Origin of the sequence: Streptomyces sp. NBC_00090, assembly GCF_045160815.1 — a bacterium.
Lineage (GTDB): Bacteria > Actinomycetota > Actinomycetes > Streptomycetales > Streptomycetaceae > Streptomyces.
This window is the reverse complement of sequence record NZ_CP108224.1, coordinates 1,430,498-1,445,993: the sequence shown is the minus strand read 5'-3', so window position 1 is coordinate 1,445,993 and position 15,496 is coordinate 1,430,498. Positions and strand designations below refer to the sequence as shown.

Sequence of the window (15,496 nt, the reverse complement as noted above, 5' to 3'; positions counted from 1 at the left end):
GAAGACTTGCGGCGGCAGTTGGCGATCAACGGCTGAGGAGATGTCGACGAGTTTTTGGGGACCTGCGGAGGAGCCTCCCGGAAGCATCGACACCGAGCCTGACGACCACGGCCTCGGGCGCTCGCGCGGCGGCCTGACCACCAAGCTGCACCTGGCGGTCGAGCAGGGACAAAAACCACTGTCCCTGCTCGTCACCGCCGGCAGCGCCATGCCGTCGAGTGCGGGATCAACCGCCTGAAGCGCCAACGCGCGGTCGCCACGAGCTACGACATGCTCGCCGTCCGATAACACGCGACCGTGCTGATCGCAGCCCTCAACGAGTGGCTGTGAACAGCAGGGCCGCGACACCCCCTACCGGGTGGCGGGCCGTGGTTCACCGGAGTACCGGTCCAAGCCCGCCTGCCAGCGACGTTGCTGCGATAGCCAGTGCACGTAGCGCGGTGAGGCGTCGCGGAGATCGATGCTGATCGGGTAAGGGTCGAACTCGTCCAGGAGCAGCTTGCGGAGGAATTCGACCATGCCGCAGGAGAACAGGGTGAAGTCGTCACGGGTGTGGCGACCGCAGACCAGGACCGGCCACTGTTCAGGATCGGGGTCGGTGGTCAGCCAGCACAGGATGTCCGCACCGGAGGTGACGCCCCAGGCGAGGATGTGGTCCGGGTTGATGTCGAGGCCTTCCTGGCCGTCCAGCATCTCCCAGGTGTAGCGAGCGTTCTCCGTCTCCTCCTCGAAGGTCCCGGGATCCCATTGGATGTACTCCTTCGACAGAGGCATGAGGACGGAGACTTCCCCACCGGAGACCTCCCCGAAAGAGCCGGCACCCCACACGGACATGAAGGCCATGTAGTCCCGCGGAAGCCGCATGCCCCACCGCGCCTCCGCGGCCGCCCAGTCGATCTCCTCGTCAGTGCCGAGATCCGGAGGAAGGACCCTGGCCAGCGCTGCGATACCCGTCGGGTCTTCCATGGCAATCCCTTCGATCAGACCGCCAAGAGCCTACGAGAACACGCTGACATGAGCGGGCGGGAACGGGCCTGGTGGTCCGTCCGTGGTGCCTGCCGTTGGTCGACCGGGTGCTGCTGGTGGCCGTGTACCGGGCTTGTCGTCCCGCACCGCAAACGCCCCGGACGAGCCCTCCTTCCCGGCGAGGAGGAGGACAACGCCGAACACCGCAGGGTCCGGGCCCGCGTCGAGCACGCCTCCGCCCGCATGAAGCACTACGAGATCCTCCGCGACTGCCGCCAGCGCGGCAGCGGCCTTCACCACGCGGTCCAGGCGGAGAACCCCGGGGCGGGCCATGGGATAGTTGATCATGTCTGTGACCAATCCGTGGCTGGCCGGCCCGTCCCCGAAGATGCGGCTCGATCGCGAGCGTCTGGAAGAGCGCATACTCAACTTGCTGTCGTCGCAGAACATGTGCGTGATCGCGACGGCGGGACCTGAGGGGCCGCTGGCAACGCCGGTGCGGTACTTCCACCTCGACTTCGCGGTGATGTTCTCCACGGCCGCTGGTTCGCCGAAGATGCGGAACCTTGCCGCGGATCCCCGGGTGTCGGTCGGGATCTTCGCTCCGCTGGTCGGGCAGGCCGGCAGCCGAGGTGCTCAGCTCTTCGGGCAGGCTCGCGTGCTGTCTGAAGACGACCCGGACTTCGAGCATTACTGGCCGGCCTTCCGCTGGCAGTCCGACCATGTCGAACGGTCGCGCTCTCTCGACGAACCCCCGTCGGGGCCGCTCGTCGTGATCGAGGCCGAACGGATCGTCTATACCGAGCACTGGCTGCGGCGCGAGGGGTTCGCACCGCGGCAGTTCTGGACCGGACCGGCCCGGTAGCCACCAGGGTTCTTCGGCCAGATGCCGGGGCGGTCGGCCTTGGGCGTTCCTCGGGCTCCGCATCAACGTGCCGCCACGGTGGTCACGCCGGACCGCCACGTACAGCTCGACCTTCCTTCGGCATCCGCGGTGTCGCCGAGGAGCCGGGGAACCTCTTGCCCGACGGGGCACGACCCGGAGCAGGTGGTGGCGAAACGACTCCGCTGACACCGCACGGAGTCTCCGCAAAAACCTGCTTGGCGGACCACGGCGGCACTGCTACGTTTCCGGAGGCCGTGCGAGAGAACGAGGAGGTGGTACCCGTGAACGCAGTATCGACATGGGTGCTCCCCTCCGGGGTCACGGTCGGACGATAGGCAGGTCGTCCGGGAGCGCCGTTCACGAGCACTCCCGAAAGGCACGACCATGCATTTCACTTCCGAACGGCGCCTCGACGACGGCGTCCTCGAACGCGAATTCACCCTCGGCGAGATCCCCGGCACCCTGTGGACGCCTGAATCCACCGCACCGGTCCCGCTGATTCTGATGGCCCACAACAACGGCCTGCCCAAGGGGGCGGCCCGGCTGGTGGCCCGGGCCCGGCACTCTGCGGCGTGCGGCTACGCGGTGGCCACCATCGACGCTTCCGGGTGCGGCGACCGGCCCCTTTCCGCCGCCGACGAGCAGGCTCGCGCCGACCTCCGCCGGGCGATGCAGGCCGGCGAGCCGGTCGACGAGATCTTCGAGTCCCTCGTCGGCCCGCTGGTCGAAAAGGCGGTCCCGGAATGGCGCACCACCCTGGACGCTCTCCTTGCGCTGCCCGAGATCGGCGGCCCGGTCGGGTACTCGGGGTGGACCGCCGTCGGCATCCGCCTCGCGGTGGTCGAGCCGCGCATCGCGGCCGCCGGCTTCTTCGCCGGGGGTTACGTGCCCCGCGCCCAGCGCGAGGAGGCCCGGCAGGTCACCATTCCGCTGCTGTTCCTGCTGCAGTGGGACGACGAAGGGAACCCCCGGCGACGGGCCCTGGACCTGTTCGAGGCGTTCGGCACCACGGAGAAGACGCTGCACGCCAATCTGGGCGGACACACCGGTACCCCGTGGTTCGAGGTCGAGGACGGGAACCGGTTCTTCGGCCGGCACCTGAAGTGAGGCCGGGCCGTCAGGCCGACAGCAGACGGTAAGCGGTACGGCCAGGATGCCGGTCCTCAAGGACAGGTCCCGGCCCACCGCGGCTCTCTGCACTGCGAGCCCCTGCCGAACTCTCGGCAGGGGCCCGCGCTGCCCCAAGCCGTGAACTCTTGGATTTCTGCACAGCTTTCGAGTGCTGCCCAAACTCGGGTTCTGGTCCAACTTCTGTGGAGTTGTCACGCTCTGTAGCGTCTCGGGACTGGATGGTCCTTCGTGACTGGTTGTCAGACCTGTTTGGAATCATGCCCGCATGGACTTCGACCTTGCCCCACCAATCGGCGTTGGCCCGTTGCGGATCGGTATGACTCGGCAATCGGCCAATACGGCGCTGGACTCGCTCCGTGATCTCTCCGCGGTCTCGGAGTCCGACCGGCCGGGTCAGCACGTCTTCCGCCCCAGTGGGCTGATGATCAGCATCCACTGCATGCGAGACATGCTTGAAGCCGTTGAGCTCGGGAGGCCGTCGACTCAGACGGACCGAGTCCTCTTCCGGGGCCTGGACGTGTTCGCGATCCCGGCCCGCGAACTGGTGCAACGCATGGGCGAGTACACCTCGATCGAGGCAGATCCCGACGACCCTGTGTCTTTCGTCGCCTCTGACCTGCTCCTGAGCTTCTGGCGCCCGTTTGCAGCCGACGACGAGCCAGAGGAAGAGCAGGGCTACTACTTCAACTCGGTCCTGCTGGCACGGCCTGGCTACTACGACACCCCTGCTCAGGCTGCGGAGCGACTCCAGCAGAGCTCGTGACGGGCCCGTCAGGATGCCAGCAGGACTCGTTTCCGCAAGAGGCCGAATCCGGCCCGGCCGTGTACCCGCTCCGACCAGCTTCCGCAGCCTGGGGACCGAGCCCCGGCCGTCCGACATCTGACACCGATTCGGATCACCTCGCCATCGTTTTGCATCGACTCCACCTTGATCCCCGGATCCGCCGGGAAGATCAGCTCTTCCAGCCGGAGCAGTACCTCGCGCACAGCCCAGAACCATCAGCCCAAAAGAACGCGGTCGGCACCGGCAGTCCACACGATCTCGTGCGACTGAGCGCGATAAGCGGCCCCTGAGTATTCGGTTGGCCCGTGTGCGCGATGGTGGCCCGACCGCATTTCGCCCTGAGGGGGGTGTCTTCCGGGTTCTCTGCGGTTCGTGGTGTGTCGGGATGTGCCCCCGGATGTCCGCCGGCCGGCCGACGGGGGGCGGTCGGGCAAGGCATGATCGAGTCTCCAGGGATTCGACGGTGGGGATGCGGCGTGAGGGATTGGCGGACCGATCCGACGTTCGCGATGTGCCGGGCGCTGGTGGACGGAGCGGATCTGGCCTCGTTCGCGGGAGGCGCGTTCGATGTGCGGGCGGTGGTGGCCGGCATCCAGTCCGGGGCCCACAGCGGGTTGCTCCTCGACGCCGTCCCGTGGGGGAACTTCCCCCACGGGGACGATGCCCGGGAGGCCGTTCACCTGCTGCACACCGGCGAGGACTCCGCTAGCCGCGCGACGGACGTGCTGGGGGGTCTGTGTGCCAACGACAGCCGGGCCGCCGCCGCCCTCGCCGTACCGTTCCTGATCCCCATCGCCACCGATGCCCACCACTCACACCGCGCCGCCGCCCTCGACCTACTCTCCGGCCCGGCCCGCGCCCGGCACCTCGGCGTCGCCTCCCGCGACGAACTCCTTCTCCACCGCACCGATCCTCGGCGCCACGCCCCCGACGACTACGACGACTACGGCGTCGAGGTGACCGGTTACCCGGCAGGCTGGTCGGTGGCCGCCGCCCGAGCCGCGATCACCACCGAAACACCCGTACTCCTGCCCCTTCTCAACGACTCCGACCCCACCATCCGCATCGACGCCGCCTACGCTCTGGCCACCGCCGCCGACCCCGACCACACGGTCCGAACCGCCCTCACCACCAGGTTCGCCACGGAGCATGACGCCATAGTCCGTGCCGCCCTGCTCCTCGCCGCCGCGGAGACCACCCGGGCCCACGCACATCCGCCGACCGTCTGGTGGTTCCATGAGCGGCGGCAGGACTGGACACAGGCCCCCGAAGTCCGCCTGGCCGCGGCGATCGGCTGGCTCTGCCTCACGGACGAACCCGCCCCCGAGGAGCTCCACCAGACCGTCGTCACCTTCGCCACAGACGAACGCGCGCATGCCATGGACGCCTTGCCGTGGATGAACGCCGCCGCCGGATCCGGTGAACCGGGACTCCGGCGCTGTATTCGCCGCATGCTCCACCCCGAAGAGCCCGAACCGTCGGACGACCCCTGGGCCTTCTCGCTTTGAGCGACCGGCCTCGGCCCCGTTTGTGCATCGAAGTTGTCCACCGGGGCCAGGTACGGTGCTCGGTCACATCTCGCGAGACCTGCCAGCAAACCAACAGTCACAGGGAGTAGGCACATCACAGAAGTTGGACCAGAACCCGAGAACCGGTTCTGGCTCAACTTCTGTGGTGCGTGCACGCTGAGTAATGAGGTGGGGAGGACGGTCCCGGCTGGTTAGGCTCCGAGCCATGAGTGGACCGGTGTTGGTGATCGAGTTGGCGGAGGCCGTCCCCAGCGCGGCGATTCAGCGGCTCCGCGACCTTTTGGTTCGCTCCTCGGCACGGTTTGAGGAGAAGCGGGTCGGCGAGTACGACCTGATCATTCACGCGGAGAGCCTCGGCATCTCGGACACCGGGGGCGTCGACGGACGACGGCCCGTCCTGGTCTCCGTCATGGGGCCCGGCATCGGCGACGAGTCCATCTTCGAGGCCGAGCACGCCGACGAAGTCGATCAGAAGCCTCTCATCGGCTTCGCCCCGACCCATGCCGTCGACGTCGTCGCCTTCTGCAACAGTCCAGTCGACCACGTCGTCACGGCCCTGCTGACCGCCGCCGTTATGGACGTGATCGGTGGCGTCGCCAACGCCGAACTAAGGGATGACCAGGTGCCAATGGTGGCCGGCCTTCCGGGCGTCATCGCAACGATGACCGATCCATGGCCCGCCGTGTACGGTTCGGCGGAGTTCCTCAGAGCGTGGGCTCGACAGCCCGGCTTCCGGCTGCTCAAGTAGCCGGAACTCGGCCGGCCGACTCAGGCGAGTAGTACCCGCCTGCGTAACAGCCTGAAGCCCGCGCGGCCGAGCATCTGGCGCTTGCGCATCTTGACCCGGTTGACGTGCCCTTCCACGACGCCCGAGCTCCAGGGCAGGGTCAGACCAGCGATGACGGCGTCGCGGTCGCGGTCCATGCCGGCAGCGAGCCTGTGGAGGCTGGGCAGGTCATCCTGCCGGACGGCGTCCAGCCAGTCAGGCAGGCGCTCGCCCCGGCGCTCGGTGAGCACCCTGCCCGGTAAGGCCAATGGCTGATGGCTGATGGCCACGGACCGTCAGCCGTCGGCCGTCAGGAACCAGTCGACGTCGACGGCTCCGCGTACAGGCTGGCGAGGACGTCGAGTGCCTCCCGCAGACCGCTGGGCCGCAGCATGCCGGGCCGCACGGCACGGCCGGCCCAGCCCGGTCCTGCCAGCAGCACCAGGGGGTGTGTCCGGGCTCCCCGGACACCGAACGACGTGCCGACGACGTGCCGGGCGAGGGCGTGGTTCGCCGTGGAGCGCGCCTGCGACCAGAGGACGACCGCAGCCGGCCCCGTACGCCGCACGGCGGCGTCGAGCGCCTCGGCGGGGACGGCGCCGCCGAACATACGGGCCGGCAGGCCGCGTTCGGCGAGCCCCGCTGCCAGCGCCTCCAGCGGCAGCGTGTGCTGCTCGGCGGGGACGCACGCGAGGAGGACCGGGGGCGCGGGGGCCGCGAGGGAGCGGGGTACGGCCGGTGCGACCTGCCGGAGCGCGGTCGACACGTGCCAGGACAGCAGGTGCTCCACCTCGACGTAACGGTCCCCGGAGGACTCCCACTTGCGTCCCACCGCGTGCAGGGTCGGGACCATCACCTCCTCCCACGCGGTGACGAGCCCGTGCTCCGCCACGACGCCGCGGAGGAGGGAGGTCAGAGCGGGGCCGTCGAGCCGCACGGCGGCCCGGGACAGCCCGCGGCGCTCCCGTCGTGCGTCGCCGACCGGCGGGCCGTCGCCCGGTGCCGGCCGAGGAGCGGGGGAGTCGGGGCCCGGTTCTCGCGGCCGGCGCGGCTCGCGTTCTCGGGAGTACGGGTACGGGTACGGGGACGGGATCGAGTACGGGGACGAGATCGGGTACGGGGCCGGATTCTGGCCCGTGTCCGGTGCGGCCGGGTCCGCACCCGTACCCGCTGCTGTGTCCGCGCCGGGGGTCGCGGTCCGTGCTTGCGGGCCCTCACCGGAGCGCGGTGCCGGCCTGGCCCCTACCGGCGGGGCCACCCCCGCACCTGCCGTCCCTGCCGTCCGCGCCGCACCTGCCGTCCGCGCCGTCCGGGCAGCCCGCGCCGCTTCGGCGGGTGGGACTCCCGACGCGGTCAGCCGGCACATCTCCTCCAGCATGGCGACGTCCTCCGGGGCCCATCGCCGGTGCCGCCCGCCCTCCCGCGCGGCGGGACCGATGCCGTACCGCTGGTCCCAGGAGCGCAGCGTGGTCGGCGACACGCCCAGGTGCCGCGCCACCGCCCCGGTCGTGATGCCGTGCGCCGTGTCGGACATACGACCAGCTTACGATGCGCAAACGATGCGATCGCGGTGGCCGCGGTCCGATCGGGGTGTCCGGACGCGTCAGCCGACGGGACCGCGGTCTCCGGCCGGGAGCCGGCCGGCGCAGGCGTCCAGGGTCGCCCGGTGCACCGCGCGGGCGAGCCGCGCGCCCCAGCGCGAGCGCGGTCCGGCGAACGCCTCGGCGTCGCCGCCGCCGGGCGAGGGGGCGGCCACGCAGACGGCGTCCGTCGGCGTGCCGGAGGCGTCGGCCCCCAGCTCGACCAGCGCCTGCGTCTTCGCCTCGGTCGCGGTGGCCACCGCGTTCACGAGCGCGGCGTCCGTGAGGGGCACGGGCAGCGACACGATGATGTTGATCGTCCCGGGACGTGGGGCCGCGACGCCGTCGGCCTCCGGTGCGGCGGCCCAGCCCCGTACCCCGATCCCGGCGGTGACCACGGCCAGCGCCCCGCCGTCCGCGGCGTACCGCCGGTCCGCGACCGAGGCCGCCGTCATCAGCCCGACGCCCTCGCCCCCCAGCCCCGCACCGGCGGCCAGGTCGCGGAGGTGGTCCACGGGATCGAGCCGCTGGTAGCCGGGCGGGACCTGGGCGTTGAGCACCCACTGCCGTTCGCCGATGCCGCCGCCGAGCACGGCGCTCGACACCATGCGCACACCCGGTCCCGGAGCCCAGACCAGGAGCGGCCACTCCCGGCCCTGTTCCACGTGCGTGAGGAGGGCGGCGTCGGCAAGAGACGCGCTGGTGAGGAGGGTTCGCGGAAGCACCCCACACCCTAACGCGGGGCCTCTTCTCACTCGTACGGGTGAAGGACCCATCCGCTGGGGCACCGGCTCCGAAGCACCCACGACAACGGGGCCGCCGAGGGGAGTTCCCTCCGGTGGCCCGGACCGTCACCACACTCCCGGCCGGGGTGGTCGTGCCGTTCCTTCCTCGCACCCATGCGCGTTCCGTCGCGCACCCGATCCAAGGGGCCCATCCTCATGAACGCTCTTCGTCTCCGTCGTGCAGCCGTCGCCGTCGCCGCGGCGGCCGTGCTGCCCCTCTCCCTGGCCGCCTGCTCGGATTCCGGCTCGGACACCAGGACCGGGGCGGGATCCGAGGCCTCGACCCCCGTGACGCAGGAGAACGCGCCCTCGGCGGGCACGGACACGGCTGCGGACGCCCCGTTCGGCCCGGCCTGTGCTTCGGTGCCTCAGGACGGCGCCGGTTCCTTCGACGGCATGGCGAAGGACCCCGTGGCCACGGCGGCCTCGAACAATCCGGCGCTGTCCACGCTGGTGGCCGCCGTGAAGCAGGCAGGTCTGGTGGACACCCTCAACAACGCCCAGAACATCACCGTGTTCGCGCCCACCAACGACGCCTTCGCCAAGATCCCGAAGGCCGACCTGGACGAGGTGCTGGCCGACAAGGAGATGCTCACCGACATCCTCACGTACCACGTGGTGGGGGAGAAGCTGACGCCGAAGCAGCTGGAGAACGGCTCCTTCGAGACCCTCCAGAAGGGCATGCTCACCACGAAGGGTTCGGGCGAGGCGTACACCGTCAACGACTCGTCGAAGGTGGTCTGCGGCAACGTGCCCACGGCCAACGCCACCGTGTACATCGTCGACACCGTCCTGATGCCCAAGTAGCGGGAGGAGGAGGGGGAGGAGCGGGGTACGCCACCTCGGCGTGCCCCGCTCGGGGCCCGTACGGTCACAGGTCCGAGGTGACGCCGCGACCCGGGCCGCTCTCGCCCTGCGCGTCCTCGAAGGCCTTCCCGTCGAGGCGGTCACCCGCCTGCTCGGCTCGGCGGGCGTCGCGGAGCCGCCCTGCGGGCCGCCGACCGGCTCGGCGAGGCATCCGGTTCCGGTTCCAGTTCCGGTACCGATATCGCGGCGCTCCTCGGAAGCGCCGAGTTCGACCCGTGCACCCTCCACACCCGCCCCACCGACCTGCTCCGCCGCCGCAGGCGCGATCGGTTCGCAGCCCTCGCCGGTGCGGCACTGCTCGCCTCGACGGCCGTCGTCTCCACCGCGGAGCTCCGCTCCGGTACGGAATCCGTCCGCGCCGAGACCTCGACCGCGCTAGGGCGTGTGTCGAAAGTCCCGCCTGCCCGCCGGCGCCCTCGTCCGGGCCCTGGACCCGGCCGCGCTGGTCCGCGTGCCCGCCGAGCGCTGGGACGACACCTCGCGCGTCGACCTCACGGCCTGGCCCGCACGCGGTGCCGGGACGGGCGACGCGGCCCTGCTGCGCCGCGCCCTGGACGCCTGGGCCCGCGGTGCGGCCACCGACGTCCGGCTGACGGCGACCCCGGGCACTGCCACGGCGCCGCCCGCCGAACCGCCCCGGCTCCTCTACGCGGGAACGGTCGACGCCGCCGGAGTGGTGCTCCTGCACGACGGCCGGAGGCTCGCCCGCTACGCCGAACCCCGCGACGGCGGAGGGCCCGCCGCCCTCGACCGCGCGCGCGGACGACGCCGACGTCACGACGGGTGCCGCCGTGGTCCTCAGCCGCACTCCGGGGCGGGCGCGGCTCCTCCTCGCGCCCTGGATCGCCGAGGCAGGGGTACGCGACCTCCGCGCGCCCGGCACCGCGGCCCGCCCCCTGGACGTCGCCCCGGACGGAGTCACGGCCCCCGTTCCGTACGAGGGCCGGGCGGTTGCACCCGGGCGCCCGCGCTCCAACTCACCTCCTCCTCCCGGATCGTCGAGGACCACGCCTTCCTCCTCGCGGATCTCGGGGAGCTCACCCCGGCCCACCTGACCTGGACTCCGAGTCCGGGCACGGGAGTCCCGGCGCGGGCGCCGCGCGAGGCGACCGGTGAGCGGGGGCTCGCGGCCTGGGCGCGCTCCGCCTGTTCCCTGGCGCCCCTGCACGGCACGGGCGTCCGCTCGGTCAACCGCTGGGAGTACGCCGAGCAGGCCCTGCCCGACGGGGCCGGCCGGGCCGTGTGGGTCTGCTCGCGAGTGGACACCTGGGAGGGGAGCGGCAGGGCGTCCGTCTCCTTCGAGCCGCCTACCGCGCCCTCCCCGCCCGACGTGCCCTCCACGCCCTCCGTGCCTTCCGGCACAGCTGGCACCACCGGCACCGTCCCGCGCGCCGTAGTGGAGCTCCGGAACACGGCGGCGTGCAGCCGCTTCGGGCAGCACGTGCTCGCAGGGACCTACTGGACGGCACCGTCGGGCAGGCGCTACCTCCTCGCCGCGGGCAGCCGGCGTCTGACCGGGATCACCGCCGGGGGAGCCGTCTCCGCCACCGGGCGGGGCCCGGTGCTGTCGGCCGCGGCGGGTGCGGACGGTCCGGTGCGGACGGTCCGGTGCGGCTCACGGGTCGGCTCGCCGACGGCTCCACCCTCCCCGGCTGGACGGCACCGACGGGGCACCGGCCATGACGGCACGTACCGCATACCGGCCATGACGGCAGGTACCGGGCGCCGGTCGTGACGGTACGTACCGGTACCTGCCATGACCACACGTACCGCGTACCTGCCATGACCACGCACACACAGGGCCGACGGTGACCCTGCCGGCCATCGGCACGCAACGGCGTTGCGCTCACGGACACTTGAGAACCGTCGGCTCCCGTCACCTCGAAGCAAGTCCAACATATTTCAACATCTTGGCGAGTGAGTCGAGGTGAGCACCCACGTAGTAAGCGATTGCTTTGCGAAACCGCCTCGTCAGGCATCGGTAACGGCGACGTATCGATCCGAAACCCGCCAGGCACTCTGTTGACTTTTGGTGGAAACGGCGATTTTCTGTGGTGCATCGAGTTGATTAACCGCTGACCAAGGCGACTTCAGCACCCTCCGAAGCGCCCGGTCGCCCCCTCTCGCACCGTCGTCGGACAGGACCGGAACCGTTGTTCCCCCCTCCTCGCCACGATCCTCCGCGAGTCCACCTGATTCTGTGCCTCACCGGTCGGCCGTGTGCGGCCCGTCCTAGCAAGGGGAATGACATGTTCACTGGAAACAACCGGCGGCCGGTGGCGGCGGCAGTCCTGGGCCTGGCCTCCGTTCTCGCACTGACCTCCTGCTCCAGCGGCCAGCAGGCGGCCGGTTCGGGCGGCGGCGGCGACGACACCAAGGTCGACGGCAAGATATCCCTGACCTACCTCCAGAAGCAGGGCGACCAGGAGTACTTCGTCGGTGAGGCGGCCGGCGCCAAGGCCAAGGCGGACGAGCTCGGCATCGACCTGAAGGTCGTCAACCTCGGCACCGACGCCAACAAGACCATCAGCGAGGCCCAGTCGGCGATCTCGCAGAAGAGCAACGGCCTGATCGTCGTCGTCCCCGACCCGGCCGTCGGGCCCCAGGTCGCCCAGATCGCCAAGGACGCCAAGGTCGCCCTGCTCACCTCCGACGACCAGATCTGCACGACCGGTCCGGACCCGTCCACCTGTCCGGCCGATGCCCTCGTACCCCGGATCGGCTTCAGCGGCGCCCAGATGGGCGGCGAGGTCGGCAAGCGCGCCGCCGCGGAGTTCAAGAAGGCCGGCTGGAACCCCGCCGAGACCCGCACCATCTCCGCCTGGAAGCAGGACGTGACCGTCTGCACCGACCGCGTCAAGGCGTCCAAGGAAGCCTTCGCCGCCGGCGCCGGCGCCAAGGTGCAGAACATCGACGTCCCCACGGACAACAGCCCCACCGGCGCGCAGGACAAGATCGCGGCCACGATCACCGCGAACCCGAGCGTCAAGCACTGGGTCGTCTGGGGCTGCAACGACGAGAACGTCCAGGGCGGCGTGACCGCGCTGGAGAACGCCGGCTTCAAGGCCGACGACGTCATCGGCGTGGGCCTCGGCGCCTACCTCGCCTGCAAGAACTGGAGCTCCGGCAAGCCGTCCGGCATGAAGGCCGCGCTGTTCATCAACGGCGAGGACGTCGGCGCCCTGGCCGTGCAGACGATGTACGACAAGCTCAAGAACGGCAAGGCCTTCCCCAAGGAGGCTTTCGCCCCGACCACGATGGTCGACGCCTCCACCTGGAAGTCCGCCGGAGTCACCTGCGGCTGAGCCGCGGCCCCTCGGCGCCGGTGCGGCGGTCCCGTCCCGCCCGCCGCACCGGCTTCTCCGGCCGCCCGCCGCATCGCCGTAGCGGCCTCTCCCGCCGCCCGGCGCTCCGTCGGTCCGTTCCCGTCCCTCCAGCCCGTGAGGCCACCATGACCACACCCGGCACCCGACCCCCCACGCCGGCGACCCCAGGTGCCGGTGTCGCCGTCGAGAACATCACCAAGCGCTTCGGCGCCGTCCAAGCCCTCGGTGGCGTCACCCTGACCTTCCCCCCGGGGCAGGTCACCGCCCTCATGGGCGAGAACGGCGCGGGCAAGTCCACGCTGCTGAAGATCCTCACCGGTGACCACCAGCCCACCGAAGGACGCGTCTTCCTCGACGGCGAGCCGGTCTCGTTCGCCTCGCCGCAGGACTCACGCAAGGCCGGGATCCGCATCATCCCGCAGGAGCCGGAGATCATCCCGCACGTCTCCGTGGCGGAGAACGTCTACGCAGGATCCCTTCCCCGCAAGGCCGGCCGACGTCTCGACCGCGCCGAGCTGCGTCGAAGGATCACCAGCGACCTGGCACGGCTCGGCTTCGAGAAGGTCATCGACCCCGACCAGCTCGGCTCCGAACTGACCGCTGCTCAGCGGCAGTTGGTGGAGATCCTGCGGGCCCTCACCGGCGAGGCCAAGGTCATCGCCTTCGACGAGCCGACCTCCTCGCTCGCGGAGAACGAGGCCGAGGCCCTGTTCGCCCTGATCGACCGGCTGCGCGCCCAGGGCATCGCGATCATCTACGTCTCCCACCGCATGAAGGAGATCTTCCGGCTCGCGGACCGGATCGCGGTGCTCCGTGACGGTGCCTCCGCCGGTGTCCTCGAGGCCGCGCAGACCACCGAGAGCGAAGTCGTCCGGATGATGGTCGGCCGTGACCTCTCCTCGCTGTTCGTACGGCAGGACGTGGCCCGGGACGAGGTCGTCCTGGACCTGGACGGCGTCACCACCGACGACGTCACCGACATCAGCCTCCAGGTCAGGGCCGGAGAGGTGGTCGCCCTCGCCGGGCTGATGGGCGCCGGGCGTTCGGAGCTGGGGCTCGCGCTCGCCGGTGACCGGCCCCTGCGCTCCGGGCGGATCTCCCTGAACGGCAAGCCCCTGCGGCTGCGCAGCCCGAAGGACGCCATCCGGGCCGGCATCGGCCTGGCCCCGGAGGAGCGCAAGGCCCAGGCCCTCTTCCTGCAGCGGTCCATCCGTGACAACACCTCCCTGGTCAGCCTGGAGCGGCTGCGCCGGATGCGCTTCGTCCGCAGCGGCCAGGAGAAGGCCGTCGCCCAGGAGTTCTCCGACCGGCTCAGGGTGCGCACCCCGTCCATCGAGCACGAGGTGCGCAAGCTGTCCGGCGGCAACCAGCAGAAGGTCGTCCTCGCCCGGTGGCTGCTGCGCCGGCCGAAGGTCCTGATCCTCGACGAGCCCACCCGCGGCATCGACATCGGCGCCAAGGCGGAGATCTACCGGATCATCGCCGACCTCGCGCGGGACGGCGTCGCGCTGCTCGTGATCTCCTCCGAGCTCCCCGAGGTGCTCGGACTCGCCGACCGCGTCGTGGTGATGCAGAACGGTCGCATCACCGGCGAACTCAGTCGGGCCGAGGCGACCGAGGAATCGATCCTCAACCTCGCCATGGCCGACGACCTCGCCACCGTGGACGCCGCCCCCACCCCGGCCGCCGCCCGGCCCCGTACCGACTCCGCCCATGGAGGCTCCCGATGACCACCACCGCCACCTCCCCGGCCGAGACCGAGAAGGCCCCGACAGCGGCCCGCAAGCGCTCGCCGCTGGCCGCCTTGGGTGGGCAGAACCTCAGCCTCATCGGTGCGCTCGTCGTGGTCCTCGGGCTGTTCGGCGCCCTCAACGAGAACTACCTCAGCCTTTCGAACATCCAGGTGATCGCCGAGGCGGCCACCATCACCGGCCTGCTGGCGATCGTCCAGACCGTCGTCATCATCTGCGGCGGCCTCGACATCTCCGTCGGCTCCCAGGTCGGCGTCGCCTCCGTGGTCAGCGCCATGGTCTTCACCAGCACGGGCTCCAGCGCGATCGTCGGCATGCTCGCCGCCGTCGGCGTCGGCATACTCGTGGGCGTCCTCAACGGCATCGTCATCGTGTACGGCCGCGTCAACCCGACCATCGCCACCCTCGCCGGACTCGCCGCCTACAAGGGCCTCGCCCAGCTCCTGTCCGACGGCCGCGCCCAGGGCTACGTCCTCAACGACCCGATCTTCGTGTTCCTCGGCCGCGGCAAGATCGCCGGCCTGCCCGTGATGGTCTGGCTCCTCATCGTCGTCGCGATCGCCGTGCACGTGATGCTCAGGTACACCGACCTCGGCCGGAACCTCTACGCGATCGGCGGCAACGACACCGCCGCCCGCCTCGCCGGCATCAACATCAACAAGTACCTCGTCGCGGTCTACGCCCTCATCGGCGTCGTCGCCGCCGTCGCCGGCATCCTGCTCACCGCCCGCACCGGCTCCGGCCAGCCCGTCTCCGGCAGCGAAGGCCTCGAACTCAAGGCCATCACCGCCGCCGCCCTCGGCGGCTGCGCCCTCAAGGGCGGCAAGGGCGGCGTCGGCGGCACCCTGCTCGCCGTCGCCCTCCTCGGCGCACTGGAGAACGGCCTGACCGTCGAGGGCATCAACACCTTCTGGCAGAACGTCGCCCAGGGCGCCCTGCTCGTGGCCGCCGTGGTCATCCAGCAGCGCCGCAACGGTGAACGGGCCGTGGGACTGCCCCACTGACCGGACACACGGACGAGGCCCGCCCCCTTCGGGGAGCGGGCCTCGCGGCGTTTCCGCGGCTGTCCGGGAGGGATGGTGAGCGCGGTGTCGTCCAGCGGGAAGTGGGTCGGGACGGCGAGGT

The 15,496-nt window shown here is 70.8% G+C and carries 14 protein-coding genes and 3 pseudogenes; 12 read left to right on the top strand and 5 right to left on the bottom strand.

Going from position 1 to position 15,496, the window contains the following annotated elements; genetic code table 11:
* Positions 1–112 precede the first annotated feature (112 nt).
* Positions 113–208, top strand: a pseudogene (locus OG361_RS06225) (IS5/IS1182 family transposase); the annotation flags it as partial.
* 143 nt (positions 209–351) lie between these two features.
* Here the strand turns inward: OG361_RS06225 and OG361_RS06220 are convergent.
* On the bottom strand, positions 352–966 hold the full coding sequence (locus OG361_RS06220) for an SMI1/KNR4 family protein (protein ID WP_405852305.1): 615 nt from the start codon (positions 964–966) through the stop codon (positions 352–354).
* A 105-nt stretch (positions 967–1,071) separates the two neighbouring features.
* Between OG361_RS06220 and OG361_RS06215 the strand changes: the two are divergent.
* From OG361_RS06215 to OG361_RS06190, 6 genes and pseudogenes are all read left to right on the top strand, one after another.
* Positions 1,072–1,272 (top strand): annotated as a pseudogene (locus OG361_RS06215) (transposase family protein); the annotation flags it as partial.
* Between the two features lie 40 nt (positions 1,273–1,312).
* A complete protein-coding gene (locus OG361_RS06210) occupies positions 1,313–1,831 on the top strand; it encodes a pyridoxamine 5'-phosphate oxidase family protein (RefSeq protein ID WP_405852304.1) in 519 nt (172 codons plus the stop codon).
* Positions 1,832–2,236: 405 nt separating this feature from the next.
* The gene (locus OG361_RS06205; RefSeq protein WP_405852303.1) at positions 2,237–2,959 is read left to right on the top strand and encodes a dienelactone hydrolase family protein; all 723 of its coding nucleotides are present in this window, start codon (positions 2,237–2,239) and stop codon (positions 2,957–2,959) included.
* A gap of 289 nt (positions 2,960–3,248) precedes the next feature.
* A complete protein-coding gene (locus tag OG361_RS06200; protein ID WP_405852302.1) occupies positions 3,249–3,746 on the top strand; it encodes a hypothetical protein in 498 nt (165 codons plus the stop codon).
* A gap of 497 nt (positions 3,747–4,243) precedes the next feature.
* The gene (locus tag OG361_RS06195) at positions 4,244–5,275 is read left to right on the top strand and encodes a hypothetical protein (protein WP_405852301.1); all 1,032 of its coding nucleotides are present in this window, start codon (positions 4,244–4,246) and stop codon (positions 5,273–5,275) included.
* A gap of 226 nt (positions 5,276–5,501) precedes the next feature.
* A complete protein-coding gene (locus OG361_RS06190; protein WP_405852300.1) occupies positions 5,502–6,044 on the top strand; it encodes a DUF6368 family protein in 543 nt (180 codons plus the stop codon).
* A 20-nt stretch (positions 6,045–6,064) separates the two neighbouring features.
* Here OG361_RS06190 and OG361_RS06185 read toward each other — a convergent pair.
* From OG361_RS06185 to OG361_RS06175, 3 genes and pseudogenes are all read right to left on the bottom strand, one after another.
* A pseudogene (locus OG361_RS06185) lies at positions 6,065–6,235 on the bottom strand (ISL3 family transposase); the annotation flags it as partial.
* A gap of 137 nt (positions 6,236–6,372) precedes the next feature.
* Entirely contained in the window at positions 6,373–7,596 is a 1,224-nt protein-coding gene (locus OG361_RS06180; protein WP_405852299.1) for a MerR family transcriptional regulator, read from the bottom strand.
* Between the two features lie 69 nt (positions 7,597–7,665).
* The gene (locus tag OG361_RS06175; RefSeq protein ID WP_405852298.1) at positions 7,666–8,367 is read right to left on the bottom strand and encodes an adenosylcobinamide amidohydrolase; all 702 of its coding nucleotides are present in this window, start codon (positions 8,365–8,367) and stop codon (positions 7,666–7,668) included.
* A gap of 216 nt (positions 8,368–8,583) precedes the next feature.
* On the opposite strand from OG361_RS06175, the gene OG361_RS06170 reads away from it, so the two are divergent.
* The gene (locus OG361_RS06170; RefSeq protein WP_405852297.1) at positions 8,584–9,234 is read left to right on the top strand and encodes a fasciclin domain-containing protein; all 651 of its coding nucleotides are present in this window, start codon (positions 8,584–8,586) and stop codon (positions 9,232–9,234) included.
* Between the two features lie 64 nt (positions 9,235–9,298).
* On the opposite strand, the gene OG361_RS06165 is transcribed toward OG361_RS06170, so the two are convergent.
* Positions 9,299–9,445 carry a hypothetical protein gene (locus tag OG361_RS06165; protein WP_405852296.1) on the bottom strand — a complete coding sequence of 49 codons (147 nt, stop codon included), beginning with the start codon at positions 9,443–9,445 and terminating at the stop codon, positions 9,299–9,301.
* Positions 9,446–9,676: 231 nt separating this feature from the next.
* On the opposite strand from OG361_RS06165, the gene OG361_RS06160 reads away from it, so the two are divergent.
* The 4 genes from OG361_RS06160 (at position 9,677) to OG361_RS06145 (ending at position 15,375) form a co-directional block, all read left to right on the top strand.
* Complete coding sequence (locus OG361_RS06160) at positions 9,677–11,029, top strand: hypothetical protein (RefSeq protein ID WP_405852295.1); 1,353 nt, start codon at positions 9,677–9,679, stop codon at positions 11,027–11,029.
* Between the two features lie 514 nt (positions 11,030–11,543).
* Complete coding sequence (locus tag OG361_RS06155; protein WP_384566707.1) at positions 11,544–12,599, top strand: substrate-binding domain-containing protein; 1,056 nt, start codon at positions 11,544–11,546, stop codon at positions 12,597–12,599.
* Between the two features lie 146 nt (positions 12,600–12,745).
* Positions 12,746–14,350 carry a sugar ABC transporter ATP-binding protein gene (locus OG361_RS06150; protein WP_405852294.1) on the top strand — a complete coding sequence of 535 codons (1,605 nt, stop codon included), beginning with the start codon at positions 12,746–12,748 and terminating at the stop codon, positions 14,348–14,350.
* The gene (locus tag OG361_RS06145) at positions 14,347–15,375 is read left to right on the top strand and encodes an ABC transporter permease (RefSeq protein WP_384566712.1); all 1,029 of its coding nucleotides are present in this window, start codon (positions 14,347–14,349) and stop codon (positions 15,373–15,375) included. The genes OG361_RS06150 and OG361_RS06145 overlap by 4 nt, the downstream gene beginning before the upstream one ends.
* Positions 15,376–15,496 lie beyond the last annotated feature (121 nt).